Below are 23,581 nucleotides of genomic sequence, written 5' to 3'. Positions count from 1 at the left end.
TCTAATGCAAGCAAAAAGCTTCTATTTTGACTTGTCTCCTTGCGTTTTGACATTTTTATAGTACACGTCAATCTTCCATTCCAGATAATCTAAGGCATCTGTCAAATTTGACAGTCGTTCTCTTGCTGATTTTGCCTCTACAATCAGCATTTCGCGCTGTTCGCTGTCATGATTTTCTGTGTCATCAAGAAGCGCGCAATATTTTCTCAGAAAATCAATTCCACAGCCAGCCGCACGCATTTTCCCGATGAAAGTCAAGCGTTCCAGATTTTGTGCGCTGAAGTCACGATAACCACTGCTGTTTCGTGGGATTCTGATGAGATTTTCTTTCTCATAATAACGAATTGTGTCAGGGCTTAGAGCTGTTTTTTCAGCGATTTGTTTGATGTTCATTTTTTAAATTTCTCCTGATTCCTCAAAAAAAGCGTGAAAGCAACACCAATCGTGCCAAGCACTACCGCCAGCAGAAAGCTTGCGGAATAGCCTTTTATCGTGGCATTGATGAGTTTGGCGAGGTACAAGGTAGGATTTTCGACTTTCAGCTGTGCTGATGGCAGATGGTCTTTCGACACTTTGGTTGTCACGCTCGTAAAGACGGCGACAATCAGCGCGGACGCGACTTGCTTGAGCGTATTGCTCAGGGCAGAGGCGTGCGTCATTTCGCTCGGCTTGACCGCATCCATCACGGCTATCTTTTATTTAGAATATTTTTAAGGAAAAAATAGAAGAAAATACACTAAATAAAGTCAAAAAACCAAGTACAATAAAGGCTACAGAACTTGATGGTACGAAAACAAAAATGAATGGAAATAGGAAACCTCCAAAACTTCCCACTGCTCCTACAATTCCAGAAGCAAATCCAATATTTCTTGGAAAATATTCAGCCGTAATTTTGAAAATACAGCCGTTGCAAAGTCCTATAAAGACTGCATAAGTCATAAAAACAAAGAGAAATAAGAAAAGTGATTGTATGAAAAAACTGATTAGAAACTGACATATCATAATTCCAAATAACGAAAACACAAGATAGATTCTTGCGTTGGAAATATCAGCAAAATATCCTCCAAGTGGTCTTGTAACAATAGTGAGGACTGAAAATACTGCACCCCATAAACCTGCTGTCAGTGATGATAAACCAAATATTGAATGAATGCCTAAAAAAGTTGGTAGCAATGCGCCAAAAGCTACGAAAGATCCAGAGGCAACCATGCAAGCAAAAGAAAGTGAAAACAAAGAAAATCTCTTATCTAATTTTGGACTATCTTCCTTTTTTCTAAAGTTAATAGGAACTTCATCACCTATAAATTTAAAAATTCCAATAAAGATGAGAGTTATAAAAAACAAGAAACTATAAACACTCGTTAAAGAATGAAATATTTTCTGAATAAAGGGAAGAAGCCCCGAACTTATCGCGTTGCCAACTGTACCAATTCCAACAATTCCTAGAGTACGACCTTGCCTGCTCTCTGGGAACCAAGCACTGGCATAAGATAAAGAAATTGCAAAGGAAGCACCAGATATTCCCAGTCCTAGAGCTACCAAAAACAAAAGATTAATAGATAAATGAAACTTTAATACAAAATAGGCAAGTGCTAAAGGAATTAAACTTATCCCTAAAGTACTCAAATATATTTTCTTACCACCAAAATTATCTGAAAGTTTACCAAGCGGAATTCTCAATAACGAACCAAATAATACAGGCAAAGCCACCAAAATCTTTTGTAGAGTAATATTTAGTCCAAATTGTGAAGCGATAGAATTTGCCAACGGTGACAGACTAGACCAGCTCATGAAAGAAATGAGCATTGCGATAGTAGCTAAAGTAAGTGCCTTTTGACTGATACTATTTTCTCTTTTTGAAATCTCCAAACCAGAAACCGTCCTCGCGAATAAATTTTTCATCTCCAAAAGCACGTGTATGCTCTGAAACAACTTCTAATTTTAGGTAGTCAAAATTTGGAAATGATTGAGTCAGTTCATCTTTTGTATAGACTTTCTCTAACATTCCATCTAATTTACGTTTAATATAGCCCTTTTCTAGTAAGTCTTGATTTTCAAAAATATCATGAAATTTCCCATTCTTTCGTGGGCACAGAAAGTAATAATGCCCCTCTGGTTCAAGGACACGCGCAATTTCGGAAAAATATTTTTTTCTTTCAGAAATATCGGAAATAAATGTAATAGCTGACATAATATCAAACACCGAAGAAAAAAAGTTGTTAGGAAAATCAAGAAACTTTCCAGCATTTCCTACTCTGATATCCGTTTTGGCGTTTAAGTCAGCAAGAGTATCTATACATTTATTTACAGAAGTTTTGGTAAGGTCAATCCCATAGTAATTTTTTGAGTAATCATTTTTTATCAGAAAAGCTAGATTTCGTCCAAAACCACATCCGACTTCTAGTATGTTGTCAAGTTTCCTCTTAGGTTTCAAATCCAAGATTTGTTTGACGGCATAATTTGGTGTAGTACGAATGCTGATTGTACTAGATTTTTGATGTAAATCAGCCCATTTTTCTACGTTTGTCTTATTTGATGCAGACATATCCATTAAATTCTCCATATTTCATAATTGTTGAAACATGCTGAAATCCAACATTAATCAACATTTTTTTATTTTCAGAATGAGTGTTTGTTTTCATAACACCTTCCAGACTTAGTTGTTTTGAAAGGACTTCCTCAGAACTAAATCCATTATGAACTTTAAACTTGATATAGCTTGATGTAATGAGCTTATTTATTTTAGGATCATCAGCAATTTCTTTTTCAAAAAGGATAAAAGCTCCGCCTGTGTTGAGGGCATTATAGATTTTTTTGCAAACTTCATCTCTTTGAGAAAGCGAAACAAATTGCAAGCAGTAATAGCTCAAAACCAAATCGCACGGCTTTAAATTTGCAGCTTCTATGGAACTTTCTACAAATTTAATTTGACTAACTTCCTGCTCTTTCTCTGCTATATCAATCATCTCTTTAACGGGTTCTATTCCTATAAATTGAATATTTGATTTGTGAAAATGTCGTTTAGCAATTTTCCCAATGAGCCTACCAGTAGAGCAACCTATTTCGTAGCAAACACTGCTATCTCGTAAAAAGAAGTCGCTCAGATAGCCAATCAGTTCGTGTCCTTGTTCATAAAGAGGAACAGAAAGTTTCACGTGTTCATCGAAATGATCAGCCACCTGATTTTCAAAGCTCCATTGTTTTCCATCTGATATTAATATTCCGTTTCCAACTTCCATTGTCTTAATCCTTTATCTTTTTTTGTGGGAGGAGCTTGCTCCTCCCTTTTACTGTACAGTAAAAGCTATTTTTATTTTTGGATTTCTTTCGTTTCACGATTAACCAAAATCAAGGCAATAACAATCAGCAATCCACCGACGACCAGTCCTAGGGTAAATTTGTCGTGCAAACCAATGATTGAAAAAATCGTGGAAAACACCGGAACGAGAAAGAGAAAACTGCTGGCAATCGTAGCTTTGCGCTGTCTGAGACTTGAAAACCAAAGTCCAAACGAACCAACGCTTGCAGGCAAAATCAGCCAAACAAACCAGAGCCAACCCCAGCTGTTAAGTTGTGAAATGTGGTAACTTTCGTGCATAGGAAATGAGAAAATCAGCATCAAAATTCCACCAATCAGGAGTTGCCAACCTGTAAAAATCCAAGCACCTTTGTCAAAAGGCACACGTTTTGTCACGATAGAATTAATCGCCCAACAAAATGAACCAAGAAGTGCGAAAAGGGCGCCAATGCCAAGCGCAGAGCTATCCAAGCCAAGACAAATCATCACACCAAGAACACCTAAAATAAGGGATAAAATTTTCCAAAGATTCAGCTTTTCGCCGAGCAAGGGATGAGCAAGTAGCGCCAGCCAGAGCGGATTGGTAAAGAGAATAACCGATGACATTGAGGATGAAAGTCCGTGTGCCATTGCAAGGTTGAGCAGCCCCATCGTGCCTGTTGTTTGGAGCAAACCAATGACCGCGACAAGGAGAAATCCTCTTGAAAAGCTGCCTTTACTGCGTGGAATAATGGCTTCGCCACCTTTTGTGATAAGTGTCCAGAGAATCATGATGAGCCCTGCGATGATGAAGCGCCAAGCACCCAGCAAAAACGGTGGCACCTGCTCAACTGAAATCAAATATTTGCCAGTTGGGAAAGATGAACCCATAAAGACTGTGGTTAAGAGGATACAGGTGAGAAAGACGCGCCTGCTTGTTTGAGTTTGCATTGTATTTTGACCTCCAAAATGGTAAAATAAGATAGAATAATAGTTATTATGGATAAATTATATCTACAATAACTATTATAAAACTTCATAAGGAGATTTGCAAGAATGAAACTATCCTCTGGCTGGGAGCAGTCGGTCTATGTGTTACTGATTTTGGGACGCTTGCCCGAAAAAAGGCTGATGAGCGCAGCTCCTATCGCGGCGAGACTCGATGTATCGCCAACCTATTTACATAAAATTATCAAATCTTTAGTCAATGAGGGGTTGATTAGCTCCACACCTGGGAAATATGGCGGATTTTCGCTGGCAAAACCGCTGACTGAGATTACATTTTATGATGTTTTTCTGGCGATTGAGGGACGCGGACGGATATTTGCTAGTCAGCAGTTGCTGAAAAATTTCCTCGGAACTGAGGGCGATAAAGCGCAAAAATGCGCCATTACTGACGCACTTGATGTGATTGAAAACACGCTTGTCAGTACGCTGACAAAGGTAACGCTGGCACAAGTGGCGAAAAACACGCAGGAAAATTATGAATTGATTGACTTAGATGAATGGATTGCTGAGCATTCTTAATTCGTTAATAAAAAACTTCTGATAAAAATTTCAGAAGTTTTATTATTTCATCAGCACTTACAAACAATTTTTTATCTTTCTGTCAGTGCTGACGGCTTTTATTTCTCAAAAAAAGCGTAAAAGCAACACCAATCGTGCCAAGCACTACCGCCAGCAGAAAGCTTGCGGAATAGCCTTTTATCGTGGCATTGATGAATTTGGTGAGGTACAAGGTAGGATTTTCGACTTTCAGCTGTGCTGATGGCAGATGGTCTTTCGACACTTTGGTTGTCACACTCGTAAAGACGGCGACAATCAGCGCGGACGCGACTTGCTTGAGCGTATTGCTCAGGGCGGAGGCGTGCGTCATTTCGCTCGGCTTGACCGCATCCATCACGGCGCTCATCATCGGCATCATCACAGCGGCAATGCTGACGGCGCGAATGGCATAAAAGAAGATAATCCAGCTTCGCGGCGTGCTGCTGCTGATAAAAATAAAGGGAATCGTCGCAAGTGTCAGGGCAATGAAACCGCAGATGGACAGCATTTTTCCACCAATCTTGTCATAAATGCCACCAAAAACTGGCATGGCAACGGTCATAATCAAAGTCCCAGGAAGCAAGGTCAAACCTGACCCCAGGGCGCTCAATCCTCGAATTTCTTGCAAATAAACGGGCAAAATAATTTCCACACCCATCATCGCCATCGTCACAAAGGCTAATATCAACGTAGCAAGCGAAAATTGCTTATTTGTCAGTAAACGTAAATCTAAAAATGGTGCTGTCATTTTTAACTGTCGCAGACTAAAAATGATAAGTAAAATCAACCCTGACAGCGTTGGTAGCAAGACAGTGTCAAATGTGAGCCAGCCGTCAGTGCCAGCATTTGTCAGACCGTACAAAAATAGCCCAAAACCTGCAACGGTCAAAATTAAAGACAGGATGTCCAATTTGACAGTCTTATTTTTCAGCACATCACGCATGACAAAGGGCGCTAAAAGTAGGCAAATCCCGATAATGACCGTTGGCACAATGAAAATCGAGCGCCAAGAATCACTCAAAGTCAGTCCTAAAAAGCTGTGATTTTTATTCAACACCCAGCCTGCAAAAGTTGGCCCCAAAGCAGGGGAAACCGCAAGGGATAGCCCTGCAATCGCCATCGCCTGACCACGCTTTTCTTCAGGAAAAATCTCCGCAAAAATGACCATTTGCAAGGTAATAATCACGCCAACGCCCAGCGACTGAATCACGCGCCCCACGATAAAGAGCAGATAATTACTGCTCGGCGCAGCGATTGCCACAAGTCCGCCCAGAAACAGCACCGCAAGCGAGAACAGATACAAAATTTTCGTCGGAACACGCGTCCCCAAATAAGCCGTAACGGGAATCATAATGCCATTGCCCAGCAAAAACCAAGTGGAAGCCTGCTGTGCAGTCGAGAGTGAGATATTGAAGTCGCGCATGAGCGTTGGTACCGCCGTTGCCAGCATGGTCGCGTTCAAGTCGCCGGCAAAGGTCGCCACCAAAACCAAAACTGCCAAAGCCCAGAGAGAATAGGGATTTCCGTGAATGTCCTTTGCCATCTCAGTCCTCCCAGTCCAAACTTTGCCGCTCGGTAATCGTCAAATATTGCGTCAGCAAGCGGATAAATTGCTCACTATCGTCTTGCCCCATTTCCTCCAAAACATTGGAAATCCGTGTCAGCGCCTTCTCTTTTTCCTGCAGAGCCTTCTGGTTGCCCAGCTCCGTAACACTGACCTGAACTTTGCGCCGATCTTTGACATCTGTTTTGCGGACAATGTAGCCCTTTTTTTCCAGCGTATTCAAGATTTTCGCCACGCGCGTTGGACTGGTGCGTGTCGCCTCAGCGATTTCACTCGGAAAGACCGTCTGTCCAAAAGCCCGTGCCAAATGCACCAGCACCAACATTTCGCCATGCGCATATAAGTTGAAGCTCTCCACAGCTTCTGACTGGTTCACCGCCTTGACAATATCCGTAAAACGCTCCGCTTGTTCTCTTGTCATTTTTATTTTCCTTTTGATATTATTGATAGTATCAATTATATCTCTTGGGGATTATTTTTGTCAAGGAAAAAGTGAGTTAGAGTGAAAATTTGATATTTGTCAGTGTACTGACAGCTTTTTAGTACTCATGAAATTTTTTCAATTTCAAATCATTCTATGACAATTCTCCTGTCAGTTATCTCAACAAAAAAGACGCAAAATTTTGATTTCGCGTCTTTTCAGATTATTATTTCATCAATTCAGGCAAAGCATTTTCATAAATAGCAAAGGCTTCGGAAGTACTGACAGAGATGCTGTTAATATCCAAAACACCGCTGTCAGTAACCTCGCCAATTTGCACAAATTTGACAGCGTGCTCAGTTGCCAATTTCTCAAAATCAGCAGTCTTGTCAGCGCTGACAGACAGGATAAAGCGCCCCTGTGTCTCGCTAAAAAGCTGTGCATCAGTAGCGTCAAATTTGACAGTCACACCAAGATTGCCTGCAAAGGCTGATTCAGCCAGTGCAATCGCAAGTCCACCCTCTGACAAATCGTGTGCGGACTCCACTAGACCAGCCTTGATTGCAGCAAGGACCAAATCTTGATTGCGCTTCTCGCTATCCAAGTCAAAGTCAATCCTTCCACTGATTTTACCTGTCAGCATTTTTTGCAACTCAGAGCCTGCAAAATCATCAGCAGTTGTCCCAATCAGATAAATGCTATCCCCCGTCCTTTTGAAATCCTGTGTCGTGATATAGTCAGTGTCCTCAATCAGCCCAACCATGCCAATCATCGGCGTTGGCAAAATCGCAGAACCATTCGTTTCATTGTAGAGCGACACATTGCCCGAAATGACAGGCGTGTCAAGCGCCAAACAAGCACGAGAAATGCCGTCAGCCGCAGTCGTCAGCTCCCAGAACTGTTCAGGTTTTTCAGGATTACCAAAGTTGAGACAGTCCGTGATGGCAAGCGGTTTCCCACCAGAAGCCACGATATTTCTGCTCGCTTCAGCCACCGCAATCGCGCCACCCTTTTCAGGGTCAAGATAGAGATAACGCGCGTTACAGTCAGTCGTCATCGCGAGCGCCTTCTTTGTCCCACGAACCCGCAAAACAGCAGCGTCAGAGCCAGGTGCGACAACAGTATTAGTCATGACACGACTGTCATAAGTCTCATAAATACTACGTTTGCTGGCAATCGTTGGTTGAGCAAGCAATTTTTTAAAAATTTTAGTAGCGTCAGAAATGACAGGCACATATTTCGCTTCGTCAGCAAATACGCTAATGCGTGCAGGCACTTTTGCTTCTCGGTAATAGACAGGCGCGTCCTCAGCAAGACTGTCAACAGGCACGTGCGCTACCAGTTGCCCCTTGTGGTACAAGGTATAGTAGCCATCGTCTGTTACCTCGCCAATATTGACCGCGTCAAGGTCATATTTCTTGAACAAATCCACGATTTCCTGCTCATGTCCTTTTTTGACACAAAGCACCATCCGTTCTTGACTTTCGGACAACATCATTTCGTAAGGAATCATGCCTGTTTCACGCTGTGGCACATCATCAAGATTCAACCGCAAGCCAGAGCCAGCCTTTGAAGCCATTTCCGAGGTCGATGAAACCAAACCAGCTGCACCCATATCCTGAATGCCGACCAAAATATCGCCATGCTTTTGGATCACTTCAATACAAGCTTCCAGCAGCAATTTTTCCATAAATGGATCACCGACCTGTACCGCAGAACGCTGCGTTTCAGACCCAGAGCCAAATTCTTTTGAGGCAAATGAAGCCCCATGAATGCCGTCACGACCTGTTTTCGCGCCGACATAAAAGACACTATTGCCAACACCTTTTGCCTGACCTTTTTGAATGTCTTTTTGGTCAATCAAGCCCACGCAAAGCACATTAACCAGCGGATTTCCACTATAAGACTCATCAAAAGCCACCTCGCCACCAACCGTTGGAATCCCAATACAGTTGCCGTAGCCTGCAATCCCTGCCACAACTTGGTCCACGATATGCCTCGTGTGTGCATTATCAATCTGCCCAAAACGCAAACTGTCCAAAATCGCAATCGGACGCGCACCCATTGAGAAAATATCACGAATAATTCCGCCAGAACCAGTCGCCGCACCCTCGTAAGGCTCAACATAAGAGGGATGATTATGACTTTCCGCCTTAAAAACGACCGCCTGACCATCGCCAATATCGACCACGCCAGCACCCTCACCAGGTCCCATCAGCACCTGTGAACCAGTCGTTGGAAACTTCCTCAGCACAGGCTTCGAGTTCTTATAGCAGCAATGCTCGCTCCACATCACAGCATACATTCCCGTTTCCGTAAAATTCGGCAGCCGCCCACCCAAAATCTCATCTTTGATTTTCAGATATTCCTCGTCCGTCAAACCCCATTCACGATAAATCTTCGTTTCACGGATTTGTTCAGGTGATAATTCAACAGTCATCAGGCGTTCACCTCTTCCACTTTCACAAAATTCTTCAACACACTAGCAAACAGCTTCGCACCATCACTCCCGCCAAGCAGATCCTCCATCGCACGCTCTGGATGAGGCATCATGCCAAGCACATTACCCTCTTTGTTGATAATGCCTGCGATATTGTCAACCGAGCCATTCGGATTGCCGTTTTCATAAGTAAAGATAATCTGATTGTTCGCTTTCAGCTCAGCAAGCGTGGCTTCGTCTGCCACGTATTTTCCTTCACCGTGGGCGATGGGCAAGTTAATGACCTCGTTTTCAGCGTATTCTGTCGTGAATTTTGTTTGCTTATTCCGAACATTTAAAGTCTGCCATTTGCTGACAAACTTTAAGCTGTCATTTCTAATCAATACGCCTGGCAAAAGCCCAGCTTCAACCAAAATTTGAAAACCATTACAAGTGCCAAAAACAGGTTTCCCCTCAGCCGCTAAACGCTTGATTTCGGGCATAATATTGGCAAAAGAAGCAATCGCACCACAGCGCAAATAATCGCCGTAGCTAAATCCTCCAGGAATCAACACTCCATCAAAACCAGAGAGGGAGGTCTCATCATGCCAGACAAACTCTGCCTCAGCACCCATCACATCCCGAATCGCCCAAAGCAAGTCAAAATCGCAGTTAGAGCCAGGAAATTGAATCACTGCAAATTTCATAATCTTGGTGCAAAAGTGAGCGTTAAGCTTTCGATTGTAGCGTAGAACAGTGTTCATTGACTTGAAACGAAGTTTCAAGCACTGTTCCAAGCAGCAACTCGAAAGCTGCTCACTGTGCCTAAAAAGACACGCTTTGCACTTCCCCCTTTCTAGTCTTGAACCTCAACTCTGTATGTTTCCATATTTGGATTGGCCAAAAGCTCATTAGACAACGCTTCGACTTGTGTTTTCAGCTCTTCGGCTGACCCTGTCCCTTCGATTTCAAAATATTTACCGATACGGATTTTATACACCTTGTCATAACCAAGCTTGCTTGCCGCCTTTTGCACTGCCTGTCCTTGAGGATCAAGAATACTTTCTTTGTAGGTTACATAAACTGTTGCTTTTGTCATTTTTGCTCATTCTCCTCTTATTTTGCTGCTTGCAATTTCGCTAAAACTTCGCTATAAACCTCCATCAAATCGCCAATATTCCGACGGAAAACATCCTTATCCATGTGATTTCCATCCGCGTCCCAGAGCCGTGAAGTGTCAGGAGAAATCTCATCCGCAAGAATAATACTCCCATCAGCCAAACGACCAAATTCCAACTTGAAATCCACCAGAGTCAAACCAATTTCTGACCAAATCTTTTTGAGAATTTCATTGATTTTACGCGTTTCAGACTTCAAAAATGCAATCTCGTCATCAGTCGCAATGTTCAGGAATTTCACATGCTCATCATTGATAAAAGGATCATCTAAATCATCATTTTTATAGTAAAACTCAACGATTGGAGCAGGTAAAACGCTCCCTTCAGAAAGACCAAAACGTTTGGCAAATGAACCTGCCACCACATTTCTCAAGACAACTTCCAATGGAATAATCTCTACTTTTTTATTTAATTGTTCGGTTTTAGACAACTTTTTAATAAAATGAGTCGTCACACCTTCGGCATTTAATCGCTCAAAAATCAAAGCAGTAATCTGATTATTCAACGCTCCTTTACCTGCAATTTGCTCCTTGCGCGCGCCATTTAATGCTGTCGCTTGGTCACAATATTCTACCCAAAGCACCTCTGAATCATCAGTAACATAGAGTTTCTTAGCCTTACCCTCATAAAGCAAAGTTTCTTTTTTCAAAATAAGCCTCCATCCTTCCACGGAATTCTTTATGCTTCTTATTCTAGACTACCAGAACGAATAAAAAAAGTTCCAACCAGTAATATTAGAACTTTTCTATTTTATTGTTCGGCTTTTTCGAACGTTCGGAAAAAACATGCTTACTTATAAATCTGTCTACCTCGATTATCATCTATGCCCGACATCCGATAAAAATAAGTATTCACTTGGTCACACCAATTTTGAGCATTACATAGTTGCAAATTAAGTCGCTCCGCAACATTATTATATGTATCTTCATCAACTTCTCCACTGACACTTTGCCAAACTTTAATATAATTTTTAACACATGATACCCCTTCAAAGTGCTGATCATAAATCGTTTGAATTAAAGTTTTTCCATTATGTAAAATATAATTATAGTTCACATGATGAAAAAAGAGTAAATCTTCATCAGCAATCTCCTCCAAAGACTCGAATTTTTTAGCTATACTTGGTTCATAAAGACTAGTATAGCCCGTCCCAGTCGCTACCGTACGATCAACACCTACACCATTGCAATCAGCAAAATGATAAGCTCCCCAGCGATCGTATTCGTAACCATTAACCGCTGGACCATAATGATAATGTGGTACCATCATGCTCCCCACAGATAAAGGAGCATTATAAAGTTCATAGGTCCGATTTGAGCTGATAAGCATCGTGAATATTTTCTTTTGTGTAATAGCATCTATTTCTGTGAAAGTTAACTTTAACCACTCATCCAATATTTGCTCTGCATTTAAATTATTATCCCAACACATCCGACCAAAACCGTAAAAATTAGCTTGAGCCAATTTATTTCCACACCAGTTCTCATCCATCCCAACATTATTAATTGCGACAAAACCAGAGTTGCTTGGAAGAGGTGAATTATCTCTTACAGTATCTTTTGCTTGTCCATAATTACTAAAATGAATCATAGATAACCACTGTGGAACAGAATAATTTAAATCAATTTGTTGTCCTAAATACTCTGCGGTAATCTGAAATTCCATCAGTTGATTCGTCTTTTTCAACGCACCAAACAAAGGCATTAACGGCTCACGTACACCAAAATCAATTGGACCAAACTTAATTTGTAAGATTACATTCTCTGCAAATTTCCCATCAAGTGGCATAAAGTTCTCATAGGCAGCTTTTGCACGATCGTTTTTACGGTTTCTCCAGTCCGTTTGCGAATTATAAACAAAAGTTCGCCAAATCACTAATCCTTGATAGGCTTGAAAAGCCTCTGCTAACATATTGGCCCCTTCTGCATGATTTCTGCCATATTGATAAGGACCTGGCTCACCTTCAGAGTCAGCTTTTACTACAAAACCTCCAAAGTCAGGAATCACTTGATAAATATGAGAGATAACCTTCGACCACCAAAGACGAACTTCACATTCTAGAGGGTCAGAACTTGATAATTTGCCGATTATTTTGGGAGCAGACCAGTTTACTGCTAAGAAAGTCTTAATTCCAAAACTAGAAAATATTTTTGCAATCTCGCTTACCTTCTCAATATAAGGAGAAATAATTAGACTCGTCCCTAGTCCTCTAACGTTAACATTATTTAAAGAAATAGCATTAATTCCGATAGAAGCAAGAAAACGACCGTACATTTCTAAACGGGTAAAGTCATTACGAAAAATATCTGTTCCAATATCTTTTACTTCAAAAGACCCCTTGTCTGTATTATCATTACTTCCAAATCTTCCAAAGAAAATTGACTCCCCAGCATAACCTCGTTCAACCGTACCATCTACTTGATCCCAATGATTAATCATACGCAATGCCTGCTGTGGTGCAGATGTTTCTTCCAAAGGTAATTTTATTAATTTTCTTCTCAAATAAGCATAAAATCCATAAAGCACTCCTTTTGAGGAAGTTCCCCGAATTTGTTGTTCTTTTATCTGATAAGCCTCCAAGTTTTTATCAAGCTTATTATCAATCTCTAACTTAATAGTAGCCAGCTCTTGTTTTGTGGTCAGCTTCAATCCCAACCAATTCACTATCTCGCTACGTAAGCGTAGAGTAACGCTATCTTCCTCATCAAAGTTACAATAAAATACTTCATTTTTCAAAATATCTTTTATCTTTGATGAATTTAACCACATTTCATCAACTCCCATAATCTCTACCTTCCATTTTATAAAAAATTTACTTCGATTTTATTTTCCTATTTGTTCAAAATAAAGTCGAACAGAAAATCGTCGTTTCAGGTTAAGACAAATCATATAATTAATCGCTCCTCCTAAAAATAAAAGGTAAGCTAACGAAAATCTTTGCAACGCAAAAACTACGATTATAATCCAAATCATATTGACTACTGTTACGAATGGCAGCTTATAACTTACAAGTAGCATAGAAAAAAATTTTTGTCCCATAGAAATCTGACTTGCTCTCTCATCACTTGAAAGAAGAAAAACAAAGAACATACCACTTGCTAAAAAACTAGCTGTAATTAATAAAGGAATGAGTAATAAACCCTTTTGTGCCATCCAAAGCACTTTTACTTCAAAAATGATGAATGAGGTAAGAAAAGTATAAAACAGAAAAGTTTTCCAATTCTTCTTAATCATTTTTTGGTAATATTTCCGATAACTTCCAAATGATATTCCGTTTTCTTCTTGCCCTCCTTGCTCTATCATCTTAAACTGTGTAGCCAAACTCACATAAAATAAAAAAATGGGTATGATAAACAAGGGGAAATTATTTAAAGTGAGTTGAAAAACAAATAACATAGCAATAAATAATAAGTTAGACAAAACAAAATATAAATTTTGCACGATTAACTTATAAAACCAATTAACTCCAAGAACGGTCCAATCTGTGATAATGTTAAAGCTCCACTTAAAATTCTTTTTCATTTGAACTAACCCTTTATTCCTGAGGAAGTAACTCCTTCAACAAAATATCTTTGTGCGCTAAAGAACAAAATAATTGCAGGAAGTAGCGAGATAACCGACATTGCAAAAATTTGATTCCAAGGTACAACTCCTGATGAAGTATCTGTGTTTAACTGTAACGCAATAGAAACAGGATATTTCTCAGGAGATGTAATATAAATCAAAGGTCCCAAGAAGTCACTAAAACTCCATACAAACTGGAAGATTACACAAGACATAATCGCTGGTTTGAGAGAAGGGAGTAAAATTCGCCATAGAATCCCAAATGAACCACATCCATCAATTGTTGCCGCTTCATCAAAATCTCTAGGGATTGAACGGATAAATTGAATCATCAAAAATACAAAGAAAGGCTGTTGTGCTAAAGCCGCTGGTATGATTAATGGTGCATAAGAGTCAAGCAGTCCTACTTGTTTAAATAACAGATAAAGTGGAATTTGCGTTACAACTGCTGGTAAAAACATTGTTGCCATTAAAAGAGCAAAAAATATTTTCTTAAATGGAAATTCAAAACGAGCAAAACCATAGCCTACGATTGTCGCTGAAAGTGCTGTAAAAACTACTTTTGGAATAACATACAAAAATGTATTGATATAATAGGTCGTAAAAGTATTGGTACCAGCACCTGGTGATGTCCACCCTTTGATATAAGGAGTAAAATCAATCCTTCTTGGAATGAAGCTAACTTGTGTAAAAATTTCAGCGTTGGTCTTGAAAGTTGCACCAATTAGCCATAATAGAGGATAAATCATGATAATAGCAAAGAGTGTCAAAATCACATATCTTGAAATATTACCCAAACGTTGCCGAGTTTTTATTTTTGTATGGTATCCACCTGTAATCTTTTCCATTAGTCATTACCTCCATCAGAATAGTAAACCCAAAATCTTTGAGTAGCAAACAAAATAATTGTAATGCTTACAATAATCGCAAATAAAACCCAACTTGCTGCACTCGCATAGCCCATATTGTATCGTTGAAACGCTTGTTGATAAATGAATAGTGACGCTAAATTTGTAGTTTGTAGCGGACCACCTTGTGTTACCAGATAAGGACCATTAAACTCTTGGAAAGCATTACTGATTTGCATTACCAAATTGAAGAAAATAGAAGGTGTAATCAACGGAATTGTAATTTTAAAAAATTGTTTAAGTTTGCTTGCCCCTTCAAGACTTGCTACCTCATATAAATCTGGTGGTAAATTCTTTAAAGCGGCTAAAAAAATCAGCATAGATGAACCAAATTGCCAAACTTTCAGTAATACAATGCTAAACATTGCACCTGCCGTTGTTGATAACCAGTCCACAGAATGAATACCGAATGTACCAAGAAAAGTATTCACAAGTCCCGTTGGATTAAACATAAAACGCCAAAGAATTCCAACCGCGACATTTCCCCCAAGAATTGATGGGATGTAATAGGCCGTACGGAAAAATGAAATTCCTTTGATTTTGAAATTTAGTACAAAGGCGACAAATAACGCAAAAACGAGCTGCAGAGGTACTGAAAAAATAACATAGATGATTGTAGCTCTCAGTGAAACGGTAAAACTATTCGGATTTACAAGTGATGATTGAAAAAGACTCGTATAATTTTTAAAACCGATAAAGCTTGGTGTAGTAATCATATTATAATCTGTCAACGAGTAATAGAAGGACATGATAATTGGCCAAATCGTCAAAACCAAAAATCCGATAATCCAGGGTGCAATATAAAGTAATCCAATCTTATGATTTTTCATGGAATTCCTTTCTTTAATTTTAATAATAGTAGAGTGATGAATTGCTTAGTACTATTGAAATAATCACTTCAATAGCACTGAGCGATCCAACTCTCATTGGATTGCTTAAAAATCCTAGAGAAAAGCCTTAGGAGTGACTTTTCTCTGGTCTTTTTTACTTAGTAAGTTTGTACTGCACCGCTAATTTAGCTGCTTGAGCTTTTGTTTGAGTATAAATATTTTTAGCGGCAGTTTTTACATCTTGTTTACCTAACTCTACAGCCTGAGCTTGTTGAGTCCAGATTTGAGTCAATGTACCATCTTCATAGAAAGGTGTTTCGTTCATTGTCTTGACATTTAAGCCTGCTTCATATGCTGATTTTGCAAAACCTGTTAATTGTCCATTATCCGTGAGCGCTTTTACTGCTGATTTTGATGCTGGGACACCACGAGTCGTTCCCAAAATTTGATTCGCTTTCTTTCCATTGAGAAAATCATTCAAATATTTTCCAGCCTGCTCTGGATTCTTTTCATCTTTCTTAATTGCAAGTAAAAGTGATGGTTTAGAGAGGATATTAGCTCCTTTTGCGTTATCAATCACTGGATATGGAACAATCTCCATATCATCGCCCTTAGCAGCAAGCGCATCGTGGTCAGCTTGCAGTCCTGCATTCCATCCTACGCCACCTGCGTAATTACCATTGAGTTCCATTTTATTATTTGCTAAGCTAACTGGGTCTGAACCAACGTTTGCAATATAGTTATCTGCTGGAACCATAACACCATCTTTAACTAGACTATAATACCAAGAAACAGCTTGTTCAATGTCATTTTCTGACCAGTTCAGATTACCCTTAGCATCAAATTCTGTTTTTCCTGTAAGTTGTTGAAGATAGATTGTCGGCATAAAATTCCAAGTTGGAGAGCATAATGGGTAATAACCTTTAGGGAATTTTTTAGCAGCATTAATATAATCTTGCCAAGTGTGAAGTTTTGAGACATCTACACCAAATTTTTCATAAACTGTTTTGTTAACCCACATTACCATTACATTTTGACCATAGGGAACTGCAACTTGTTTACCATCGACTTGACCAAATTTCAAGAAACTCGCATCATAATTATCTTTTAAATCAAGACTTTTGATTTTACTTAAATCATAAAATCCTCCATTTTGACCGTACATTGGCACCCAATTGTAGAGTAAAGTTAAAACATCAGCTGATGTCCCACCTGCGTATTGAGTAGCAAAGACCTGATCTAAATTTCCAAATCCTGTTGGGCGACCTTTTACAGTGATATTAGGATTGCTTTTTTGAAAATTATCAATTTGTTTTTGAGTCGCAGTGTTACGGTCTGCTGAGCCCCACCACCAAAAGCTTAGATTTGCTTTTGCATTTGCTTTACTTGCTGAGGCACCACTGCCACATGCTGCAAGTGTAGCTACCGCAAGTAGTGCTGTCCCTCCGAGAGCGACTTTTTTCCAATTTTGTTTAAAGTTAAATTTCATTAGGTATATTCTCCAATATTTTTTTAGCTAATTTTTAGTTCAAATGGCGAAGCTGCATTGCCTGCTTCATCTGTAATGAATGGTTTTGGATGGTTAGTCCAGTTGTATCTAATTAAACTTGTATGAGTCAACTCTAATGTTGATGGAAGACGTATTCTGACTTCATTTTCACTTAGTTCAATGTTTGTTAACTGATACACTTTCTCATTTTCTATGAGTTTGAGTTCAAGTTGGTGATTGATTTTTAGATGCTTTCCAAAAGTTTGAAATTCAATGACGATTTGATCTTTATACTGATAAGCTTGAAGAGCTAGAGGACCATTACAATAACCATGAGGATATTTTTCTATCTTTTGATAGGATTGAAAAAGATGTTTTGCAATGACCTCCTTATTGAGAGGATGAAGGTCATCATCCTCACCATCTCCAACTGATACAACCATAGCCGTCTTATCTAATACTAGAGCTTTCTTTTGTTCTTCACGTAATCTTGCCCAATCATTTTCTGGCTCCAAAGCATAGTTAGGAAGTTGAACAAAGAGAAAAGGGAGTTCTGAATCTGAAAAAATCTTGCGCCACTCTTGTATTAATTTGCAAAATCTTAAACCATAATTATTGGCTGAAACCGTATCACTCTCACCTTGATACCAAAGAATTGCTGAAAAGCGCGTATGCTTTAACGGAGCAATCATCCCATTGAAAAGTCCACTTGCCTCCCATTGAGGAAAATATTGCGGAACACGTTCTGGAAGATGATTCCCACGCTTGATCTTCCAATGACCAAAATTATCCAAATCTAATGACTGTGTTTCTGTCAGTAAACAGTGGTTTTTTGTCAGTGTTATCCCACCTAAAGATTGATAAATTTTTACTCGGATAACAATGGTCAGTACTGATGAAAGTTCTGTCAGTTCATAAATCCGTGGTGGATACTGATATTCAGTATTACCAACTAACTTTCCATTGACAAAAACTTCATCTGCATCTTTCATTGTTCCTAGGTAGAGTTGAGCAGTTTTGCCTACAAATGTTTTAGGTAACACGATTTTTTTGCGTAACCAGATACAACCTGGCGTTCTATATTTTTGTAACCATTGTTTATTAAGCTCAACTTCTTCCCACTCACTATCATCAAACGTAACCGTTTTCCAATTTTCTAATAAGCCCCTATCTGTTTGCTCACACATCTTCTGGTAGCCAGTTTGATACTCTTCATCAAGAGTTGTACGGTATTTGAGAAAGGTTTCATCTTTCAATGAAGAATAATATATTGGTAGAGAATTTAATGTTTTAAGCGTCAATTCACTCATCCAACTATTAATCGGACTTCCTCCAACTGCAGCTAATATTAGACCAATAGGAATCCCGTCCTTTTTATATTTTTCCTTAGCAAAGAAATAGGCAATCCCAGATAGTCTTTTTAAATCCTCTCCAATAGCTCTATACCAGACTCCTGATTCAAGTTCTTTCCTTTTTTCTTTAAAAACAGGAGATTCGGGCACTTCAAAAAAATGAATATGGGGGTTGTTCGCTTTAGAAACTTCATCTGGATAAAGCATCTTTAAGCGGTCCATCGGAAGTTGCATATTTGACTGACCACTTAATAGAAAGACATCTCCAAAAGAAATATCTCTAATTACCCACTTTTCACGATCTATCTGTATCGTAAAATCAAGATTTGAACTTGCCTCATGCGCAGGAAGCTCAAAGATAAAATAACCATATTTATCTGCTGAAACTTTTTCAAAGAAATTTTCATAAGTTAAGCTAATAAATTTGTTCGATGCAGTATATCCCCAAAAATGATTAATGGCATTTCTTTGTAAAACTGCACCATCTCGCAAGAGATAAGGAATAAATAATGATGTTTTCATGAAATGAGTCTTTCTAGATTTCTCTTGTAGATAAAAGAGAAAGAGGTACCCCTTTGAGTAGAACTGATATATCTGTTTTTAAGTATACGTTTTCATTTATGATTTTTCCTACAATTTTTGTATAATTTTCAGTGTAAACGTTGTCATTTTTATTCTATCCATTTATATCTGACTTAAATTTGTAAAATAAAAAGTTGTTGATTAATTAATCAACAACTTTTTATTTTTTGTAAGAAATGATATTAAAAACACATCCCTAGTAATTTTTTATTTTCTAAAGAAGATTCAAATCGCCAAATCAAATTTTAATTGAGGTTTGACAGGTTCATAATTGACCAGTTCAAAATCTTCTGGCTTAATGTCAAAAAAGTTTGTTCCATCTGGAACATTCAACAGGAGGTAAGGTTCTTTATCGGAAGCTGTACGGCTGAGGAGTTCTCTCGCTTGTTCAAATTGATTATCATAAATATGCAGATTATTGACAAAATAGAAGAACTTTCCAACTTTCCATGAAAAATGTTTGGCAATCATCATTTGCAAAGCAACATATTGCATCGCATTGATATGGTGGGCGACGAGCATATCGTTGCTGCGTTGGACGAGTGTTGCATCAAGGTAAATCTCTCCATCGGCCTCGCGGCGAACATCAAACATGGTCTGGAAAGCACAAGGAAGCAGCCCTTCTGTTTCTTCAAAGTCTTCATATTGCCAAAGGTTGATAATATTTCTTCGATTCCAAGGATTTTTTTCTAAACCTGCGAGAAGCTTAGTGATAATATCATGTTTTTTGACCGTTGCACCATAGCGTTGCCCTATCGTACCATCACCAATCTCCCATTCTCCCCAATACTTGACACCATATTTATCTTCAAGAATATCAAGACGACTTGTTTGGTCTTGGTAAATCCACATTAATTCTTTAATCGCCGTTTTTATAGGAATACGACGGAGCGTAGTGATAGGAAATTGTCCTTTTTGTAAATCGTAAGTCACGAAAGAACCTGTAATATATTTACTATTAGCAGTTTTTCCATCTTTATATTTTGGACGTGCATTTTCTGAAAAAACGCCGTTTTCTAAGATATTTTCGATATTTTGTTTGAAGATTTGGTCTGCATACGTCATAAATTTTTCCTTTTCCTACTTTTTCTTCTCTAATTATAACAAGATGTGAGTAACGCCGTCAAGAAGCGTAGAGAAATAGAAAAATGTGGTTCTGCTCGTAGAGCAGGTTCCATTTTGTCTTTTCTCATGCTCTAGGTTCTTAGCACTTTAGTGGTTGATAAAATGATTTTTTATTATCTTATCTGTTCAGGACTGCTAAAAAATACCACCAACACCACGCCCAAAAAGTTTGGAACTTGTTATTTTTTCATAGAAAACTGTCATCTTTGGAGTTAAATTATGCCGTAAGGCTAGAGGGCGAAGGGCAATTTCTAAACGTGATAATTCATCCGTAAATCGTTCTTGATTTGCTAAATTATTTTTCATATCAATGAGTTGCTTACGCTCCCAATCACGAATATGTTTATCTAAGATGAGATTATAAAGTTCATTGAGCAACTCTTGCTTTTCTGCATTTTTTTCCATGAGCTCATTATAGCACGAGCGGGCATTTTCCGTGATATAATGAGCTTATAACTCTTTTGGGAGGTACAAATATGAGTACAGAGCGTGCAATTTTTACTGGAGGTTGTTTTTGGTGCATGGTTGAGCCTTTTGAACAACGTTCGGGTATTTTGTCTGTGACAAGTGGCTACACAGGTGGACATGTGGATGACCCAACTTATGACCAAGTTTCTGGAAAATATACTGGGCATACAGAAGCCGTTGAAATTTTATTTGATAATGCAGTGATTACTTATAAAGAATTAGTTGAACTTTATTGGACGTTGATTGACCCAACAGATGAACAAGGGCAGATTTATGATCGTGGAGATAATTATCGTCCCGTGATTTTTGTTGAAAATGAGGTGCAACGTGAGATTGCAGAAACGAGCAAACAGTTACTAGCCGAGTCTGGAATTTGGGAAAAACCTATCGTTGTGCCGATTGAAGATGCTAAGACTTTTTGGCCAGCTGAAGATTATCATCAACAGTTTTATAAGAAAGATCCTAAGCGTTATCAAGCCATGCATAAAGCGCGTGAACGCTATCTTGCTTTGAAACACTTTAAAGGGAAATTTAATTTTTTACGAAAAAAACACTAATAATTAGTGTTTTTATTTTTACTGCTCTTGACATCATTAAATTCCAATGATTACTGTTTCAACTGTTTCTACTCCTGCTGTTGTCACACGTACTCTGGCAAGATTTTCAACAGTATTGACATCAAAAAAACGCTCACCACTCATGTCTTCTTGGATGATTTTGACTGTGACATCTTGAGGAAGTTTGGATAATTTTTCAATAAGTTCTGCTGTTGTCATGATTCTGCCCTTTCTGATAAGTATTCCCAGCGGCCATATTTCGTTTCTAACTCTTTCGACTTTATATCTCGTTCTTTTTGTAAATCAAGTAAAAGTGTTGTATTAGAACCATTTTCATTCATTTCTATATCAATGGCTGTGATTCGATCTTCCAACTGCTCAATTTCAGCTTCAATGCTTTCCCATTCTTTCTTTTCCATGTAGGTTAGTTTTGTTTTTTCGCTGTTTGTCTTCCTGTCAGTACTGACAGCTTTTTTGTCAGTTTTGACAGAGCTGTCAGCAATTTTTTCAGTAGAGTTGCGACTGGAACTTGGTGCTTTAGCGCCTTTAGTTCCATCGACATTCGAGCCTTTAGGCGAGATTACAGCTAAATAATCGCTGTAAGCACCGAAATAATGGTTGATTTCACCATTTTCAAAAGCCAACAATTCATTGGAAACTTTGTCTTGGAAATAGCGGTCGTGTGAGACAGTCAAAACACTACCAGAAAAATGAGCTAAGAAGTTTTCAAGTACGGTCAAGGTTGCAATATCAAGGTCATTCGTTGGTTCATCGAGCAAAAGTACGTTCGGTTGCAAGAGTAAAATCTTAAGCAAATAAAGTCGTTTTTTCTCACCACCTGAAAGTTTTGAAATCAATGTTCCATGACTGCTTCGTGGAAATAAAAACTGTTCAAGTAGATTCACAATTGAAATATTCTCACCACTTGTATTATGTGCAGCTGAGGCGACTTCTTCAAGGAAATTGATGATTCTTTTATTTTCATCCAAACCACGAATTTCTTGGCTGAAATAACCAATTTTCACTGTTTCGCCAATTTCTAAAAGTCCTGAAGTCAGCGGTAATTCTCCTGCAATCAGATTAAGCAGTGTTGATTTTCCAACACCATTATCCCCCACAATCCCAATCCGAGCTTGAGGTTGCACTAGCAGATTGAAATGCTCAAAAATGGTACGATTAGGATAAGAAAAACCCGCATCCTTAAAGCTCAACACTTTCTTTCCAAGTCTGGTACTTGCAATATTTACTGACAGGCTGTCATCATTCGTTTTGTCACTACTTACAGCCGTTTTTAGTTCTTCAAAACGGTCAATTCGCGCTTGCTGTTTCGTACTTCTTGCTTGTGGTGATTTGCGAATCCATATCAACTCGCTCTTATAAAGTTGCTTTGCCTTATGGCTGGCAGCCGCTTCTCGTTCCTCATCTTCTGCTTTTTTGGCAAGATAATCTTGATAATTTCCCTGATATTCACGAAGACCACCATTTTCTAGCTCAAAGATGCGAGTTGCGACATTATCCAAAAAGTAGCGGTCATGCGTCACAAACAGCACAGTACGCTTCGCATTTTTTAAATAATTTTGCAACCAAGCAATCGTCTCAACATCTAAATGGTTCGTCGGCTCATCCAAAAGCAACAAATCAGACGCATTGACTAACGCCTGTGCCAACTGTACTCGACGTTTCTGACCTCCTGAAAGCGTTCCAATCCGACTTGTCGGCTCAGGCAAATTGAGCTTCGAAAGGACCATTTTTACATCAGCTTCAACCCGCCAGCTATTTAATGCATCCATCTCTGCTTGAACTTTTGTCAGTTTTGACAGCGCTTCTTGGCTTTCTGTCAGTACTGACAAATCATTCAAAGCCTGTTCATAAGCCTTAATCACGCGCATCTGTGGCAATTGGTCATCCAGAACTGCATCCAAAATCGTTGCATCATCGTCAAAATCTGGTTCCTGCGTCAAATAAGTAATCTTATAATTTTGTGGATGTTCAAAAGGCGATACATCGCCATCAAATCCACTACTTCCTGAAATCACATTGAGAAGTGTCGTTTTTCCTGTTCCATTTATTCCCAAAAGTCCAATCCTGTCAAGGTCGTGAATGATAAAATTAACCTTATCAAAAACCGTCTTGTCACCAACCGACTTTGTCAAATTTTGCGCAATAAAATCTGCCATTATTTATCCTAATTTCTGTCAATAAAGTTGTCGCTCCATCTCTCTTTTTCAAAGCATTTGTTAAATTATAACAGAGCAATTTAGTCGGACGAAATTCAAAGCTTAGTGCTGCTTTATCTCCGACC

The 23,581-nt window shown here is 38.8% G+C and carries 24 protein-coding genes; 2 read left to right on the top strand and 22 right to left on the bottom strand.

The features are described 5' to 3' along the window. Positions 1-21: 21 nt before the first annotated feature. From FLP15_RS07150 to FLP15_RS07125, 6 genes are all read right to left on the bottom strand, one after another. A complete protein-coding gene (locus FLP15_RS07150) occupies positions 22-393 on the bottom strand; it encodes a MerR family transcriptional regulator (RefSeq protein ID WP_142766548.1) in 372 nt (123 codons plus the stop codon). Continuing rightward, complete coding sequence (locus tag FLP15_RS07145) at positions 390-683, bottom strand: MFS transporter (protein ID WP_190288262.1); 294 nt, start codon at positions 681-683, stop codon at positions 390-392. Before FLP15_RS07145 ends, FLP15_RS07150 begins: the two co-directional genes overlap by 4 nt. 16 nt (positions 684-699) lie before the next feature. Next, positions 700-1,902 carry an MFS transporter gene (locus FLP15_RS07140; RefSeq protein ID WP_142766546.1) on the bottom strand — a complete coding sequence of 401 codons (1,203 nt, stop codon included), beginning with the start codon at positions 1,900-1,902 and terminating at the stop codon, positions 700-702. After that, positions 1,844-2,551, bottom strand: a complete 708-nt coding sequence (locus tag FLP15_RS07135; protein ID WP_142766545.1) for a class I SAM-dependent methyltransferase — start codon at positions 2,549-2,551, stop codon at positions 1,844-1,846. The genes FLP15_RS07140 and FLP15_RS07135 overlap by 59 nt, the downstream gene beginning before the upstream one ends. Then, positions 2,529-3,239, bottom strand: coding sequence for a methyltransferase domain-containing protein (locus FLP15_RS07130; RefSeq protein WP_142766544.1), 711 nt, complete (start codon positions 3,237-3,239; stop codon positions 2,529-2,531). The genes FLP15_RS07135 and FLP15_RS07130 overlap by 23 nt, the downstream gene beginning before the upstream one ends. Before the next feature lie 71 nt (positions 3,240-3,310). Beyond that, positions 3,311-4,228 carry a DMT family transporter gene (locus FLP15_RS07125; protein WP_142766543.1) on the bottom strand — a complete coding sequence of 306 codons (918 nt, stop codon included), beginning with the start codon at positions 4,226-4,228 and terminating at the stop codon, positions 3,311-3,313. 105 nt (positions 4,229-4,333) lie between these two features. Here FLP15_RS07125 and FLP15_RS07120 point away from each other — a divergent pair, with 105 nt between their 5' ends. Continuing rightward, a complete protein-coding gene (locus FLP15_RS07120; RefSeq protein WP_142766542.1) occupies positions 4,334-4,804 on the top strand; it encodes an Rrf2 family transcriptional regulator in 471 nt (156 codons plus the stop codon). 82 nt (positions 4,805-4,886) lie between these two features. Here the strand turns inward: FLP15_RS07120 and FLP15_RS07115 are convergent, their stop codons facing one another. The 14 genes from FLP15_RS07115 to FLP15_RS07050 form a co-directional block, all read right to left on the bottom strand. Then, positions 4,887-6,365, bottom strand: coding sequence for a DHA2 family efflux MFS transporter permease subunit (locus tag FLP15_RS07115; RefSeq protein ID WP_142766541.1), 1,479 nt, complete (start codon positions 6,363-6,365; stop codon positions 4,887-4,889). Position 6,366: 1 nt separating this feature from the next. Next, the gene (locus FLP15_RS07110; RefSeq protein ID WP_142766540.1) at positions 6,367-6,807 is read right to left on the bottom strand and encodes a MarR family winged helix-turn-helix transcriptional regulator; all 441 of its coding nucleotides are present in this window, start codon (positions 6,805-6,807) and stop codon (positions 6,367-6,369) included. 226 nt (positions 6,808-7,033) lie between these two features. Continuing rightward, positions 7,034-9,247: a phosphoribosylformylglycinamidine synthase subunit PurL gene (purL, locus tag FLP15_RS07105; protein WP_142766539.1), complete on the bottom strand. Its 2,214-nt coding sequence runs from the start codon at positions 9,245-9,247 to the stop codon at positions 7,034-7,036. Next, the gene (gene purQ / locus FLP15_RS07100) at positions 9,247-9,933 is read right to left on the bottom strand and encodes a phosphoribosylformylglycinamidine synthase subunit PurQ (RefSeq protein ID WP_142766538.1); all 687 of its coding nucleotides are present in this window, start codon (positions 9,931-9,933) and stop codon (positions 9,247-9,249) included. Before purQ ends, purL begins: the two co-directional genes overlap by 1 nt. A 149-nt stretch (positions 9,934-10,082) precedes the next feature. After that, positions 10,083-10,325: a phosphoribosylformylglycinamidine synthase subunit PurS gene (purS, locus tag FLP15_RS07095; RefSeq protein WP_142766537.1), complete on the bottom strand. Its 243-nt coding sequence runs from the start codon at positions 10,323-10,325 to the stop codon at positions 10,083-10,085. Between the two features lie 17 nt (positions 10,326-10,342). Next, on the bottom strand, positions 10,343-11,053 hold the full coding sequence (purC, locus tag FLP15_RS07090) for a phosphoribosylaminoimidazolesuccinocarboxamide synthase (RefSeq protein WP_142766536.1): 711 nt from the start codon (positions 11,051-11,053) through the stop codon (positions 10,343-10,345). 140 nt (positions 11,054-11,193) lie between these two features. Beyond that, positions 11,194-13,188 carry an alpha-glucuronidase gene (locus tag FLP15_RS07085; RefSeq protein WP_142766535.1) on the bottom strand — a complete coding sequence of 665 codons (1,995 nt, stop codon included), beginning with the start codon at positions 13,186-13,188 and terminating at the stop codon, positions 11,194-11,196. Between the two features lie 39 nt (positions 13,189-13,227). Beyond that, positions 13,228-13,926 carry a hypothetical protein gene (locus FLP15_RS07080; RefSeq protein WP_142766534.1) on the bottom strand — a complete coding sequence of 233 codons (699 nt, stop codon included), beginning with the start codon at positions 13,924-13,926 and terminating at the stop codon, positions 13,228-13,230. A 5-nt stretch (positions 13,927-13,931) separates the two neighbouring features. Further along, a complete protein-coding gene (locus tag FLP15_RS07075; RefSeq protein ID WP_142766533.1) occupies positions 13,932-14,816 on the bottom strand; it encodes a carbohydrate ABC transporter permease in 885 nt (294 codons plus the stop codon). Further along, complete coding sequence (locus FLP15_RS07070; protein WP_142766532.1) at positions 14,816-15,706, bottom strand: carbohydrate ABC transporter permease; 891 nt, start codon at positions 15,704-15,706, stop codon at positions 14,816-14,818. The genes FLP15_RS07075 and FLP15_RS07070 overlap by 1 nt, the downstream gene beginning before the upstream one ends. A gap of 154 nt (positions 15,707-15,860) precedes the next feature. Continuing rightward, the gene (locus tag FLP15_RS07065; RefSeq protein WP_142766531.1) at positions 15,861-17,195 is read right to left on the bottom strand and encodes an ABC transporter substrate-binding protein; all 1,335 of its coding nucleotides are present in this window, start codon (positions 17,193-17,195) and stop codon (positions 15,861-15,863) included. 23 nt (positions 17,196-17,218) lie between these two features. Then, positions 17,219-19,069, bottom strand: coding sequence for a sialate O-acetylesterase (locus FLP15_RS07060; RefSeq protein WP_142766530.1), 1,851 nt, complete (start codon positions 19,067-19,069; stop codon positions 17,219-17,221). A gap of 285 nt (positions 19,070-19,354) precedes the next feature. Beyond that, on the bottom strand, positions 19,355-20,194 hold the full coding sequence (locus FLP15_RS07055; protein ID WP_142766529.1) for a thymidylate synthase: 840 nt from the start codon (positions 20,192-20,194) through the stop codon (positions 19,355-19,357). Positions 20,195-20,389: 195 nt separating this feature from the next. Next, the gene (locus tag FLP15_RS07050) at positions 20,390-20,659 is read right to left on the bottom strand and encodes a bacteriocin immunity family protein (RefSeq protein WP_142766528.1); all 270 of its coding nucleotides are present in this window, start codon (positions 20,657-20,659) and stop codon (positions 20,390-20,392) included. Positions 20,660-20,730: 71 nt separating this feature from the next. On the opposite strand from FLP15_RS07050, the gene msrA reads away from it, so the two are divergent. Continuing rightward, positions 20,731-21,279: a peptide-methionine (S)-S-oxide reductase MsrA gene (gene msrA, locus FLP15_RS07045; RefSeq protein WP_142766527.1), complete on the top strand. Its 549-nt coding sequence runs from the start codon at positions 20,731-20,733 to the stop codon at positions 21,277-21,279. Positions 21,280-21,315: 36 nt separating this feature from the next. Here msrA and FLP15_RS07040 read toward each other — a convergent pair whose 3' ends face one another. Both FLP15_RS07040 and FLP15_RS07035 read right to left on the bottom strand, forming a co-directional pair. Next, positions 21,316-21,498 (bottom strand): hypothetical protein, encoded by a 183-nt coding sequence (locus tag FLP15_RS07040; RefSeq protein WP_142766526.1) that lies wholly within the window; start codon positions 21,496-21,498, stop codon positions 21,316-21,318. Further along, complete coding sequence (locus tag FLP15_RS07035) at positions 21,495-23,456, bottom strand: ABC-F family ATP-binding cassette domain-containing protein (protein WP_142766525.1); 1,962 nt, start codon at positions 23,454-23,456, stop codon at positions 21,495-21,497. Before FLP15_RS07035 ends, FLP15_RS07040 begins: the two co-directional genes overlap by 4 nt. Positions 23,457-23,581: the final 125 nt, after the last annotated feature.

The sequence above is a fragment of the Lactococcus protaetiae genome, assembly GCF_006965445.1.
GTDB classification, from domain to species: Bacteria; Bacillota; Bacilli; order Lactobacillales; family Streptococcaceae; genus Lactococcus; species Lactococcus protaetiae.
This window is presented reverse-complemented; position numbering and strand designations above follow the sequence as displayed.

Bases quoted from the DNA above. Each gene is read 5' to 3' on its own strand.
- FLP15_RS07150 (WP_142766548.1), bottom strand. From the start codon at position 393: ATGAACATCAAACAAATCGCTGAAAAAACAGCTCTAAGCCCTGACACA.
- FLP15_RS07145 (WP_190288262.1), bottom strand. From the start codon at position 683: ATGGATGCGGTCAAGCCGAGCGAAATGACGCACGCCTCTGCCCTGAGC.
- FLP15_RS07140 (WP_142766546.1), bottom strand. From the start codon at position 1,902: ATGAAAAATTTATTCGCGAGGACGGTTTCTGGTTTGGAGATTTCAAAA.
- FLP15_RS07135 (WP_142766545.1), bottom strand. From the start codon at position 2,551: ATGGATATGTCTGCATCAAATAAGACAAACGTAGAAAAATGGGCTGAT.
- FLP15_RS07130 (WP_142766544.1), bottom strand. From the start codon at position 3,239: ATGGAAGTTGGAAACGGAATATTAATATCAGATGGAAAACAATGGAGC.
- FLP15_RS07125 (WP_142766543.1), bottom strand. From the start codon at position 4,228: ATGCAAACTCAAACAAGCAGGCGCGTCTTTCTCACCTGTATCCTCTTA.
- FLP15_RS07120 (WP_142766542.1), top strand. From the start codon at position 4,334: ATGAAACTATCCTCTGGCTGGGAGCAGTCGGTCTATGTGTTACTGATT.
- FLP15_RS07115 (WP_142766541.1), bottom strand. From the start codon at position 6,365: ATGGCAAAGGACATTCACGGAAATCCCTATTCTCTCTGGGCTTTGGCA.
- FLP15_RS07110 (WP_142766540.1), bottom strand. From the start codon at position 6,807: ATGACAAGAGAACAAGCGGAGCGTTTTACGGATATTGTCAAGGCGGTG.
- purL (WP_142766539.1), bottom strand. From the start codon at position 9,247: ATGACTGTTGAATTATCACCTGAACAAATCCGTGAAACGAAGATTTAT.
- purQ (WP_142766538.1), bottom strand. From the start codon at position 9,933: ATGAAATTTGCAGTGATTCAATTTCCTGGCTCTAACTGCGATTTTGAC.
- purS (WP_142766537.1), bottom strand. From the start codon at position 10,325: ATGACAAAAGCAACAGTTTATGTAACCTACAAAGAAAGTATTCTTGAT.
- FLP15_RS07085 (WP_142766535.1), bottom strand. From the start codon at position 13,188: ATGGGAGTTGATGAAATGTGGTTAAATTCATCAAAGATAAAAGATATT.
- FLP15_RS07080 (WP_142766534.1), bottom strand. From the start codon at position 13,926: ATGAAAAAGAATTTTAAGTGGAGCTTTAACATTATCACAGATTGGACC.
- FLP15_RS07075 (WP_142766533.1), bottom strand. From the start codon at position 14,816: ATGGAAAAGATTACAGGTGGATACCATACAAAAATAAAAACTCGGCAA.
- FLP15_RS07070 (WP_142766532.1), bottom strand. From the start codon at position 15,706: ATGAAAAATCATAAGATTGGATTACTTTATATTGCACCCTGGATTATC.
- FLP15_RS07065 (WP_142766531.1), bottom strand. From the start codon at position 17,195: ATGAAATTTAACTTTAAACAAAATTGGAAAAAAGTCGCTCTCGGAGGG.
- FLP15_RS07060 (WP_142766530.1), bottom strand. From the start codon at position 19,069: ATGAAAACATCATTATTTATTCCTTATCTCTTGCGAGATGGTGCAGTT.
- FLP15_RS07055 (WP_142766529.1), bottom strand. From the start codon at position 20,194: ATGACGTATGCAGACCAAATCTTCAAACAAAATATCGAAAATATCTTA.
- FLP15_RS07050 (WP_142766528.1), bottom strand. From the start codon at position 20,659: ATGGAAAAAAATGCAGAAAAGCAAGAGTTGCTCAATGAACTTTATAAT.
- msrA (WP_142766527.1), top strand. From the start codon at position 20,731: ATGAGTACAGAGCGTGCAATTTTTACTGGAGGTTGTTTTTGGTGCATG.
- FLP15_RS07040 (WP_142766526.1), bottom strand. From the start codon at position 21,498: ATGACAACAGCAGAACTTATTGAAAAATTATCCAAACTTCCTCAAGAT.
- FLP15_RS07035 (WP_142766525.1), bottom strand. From the start codon at position 23,456: ATGGCAGATTTTATTGCGCAAAATTTGACAAAGTCGGTTGGTGACAAG.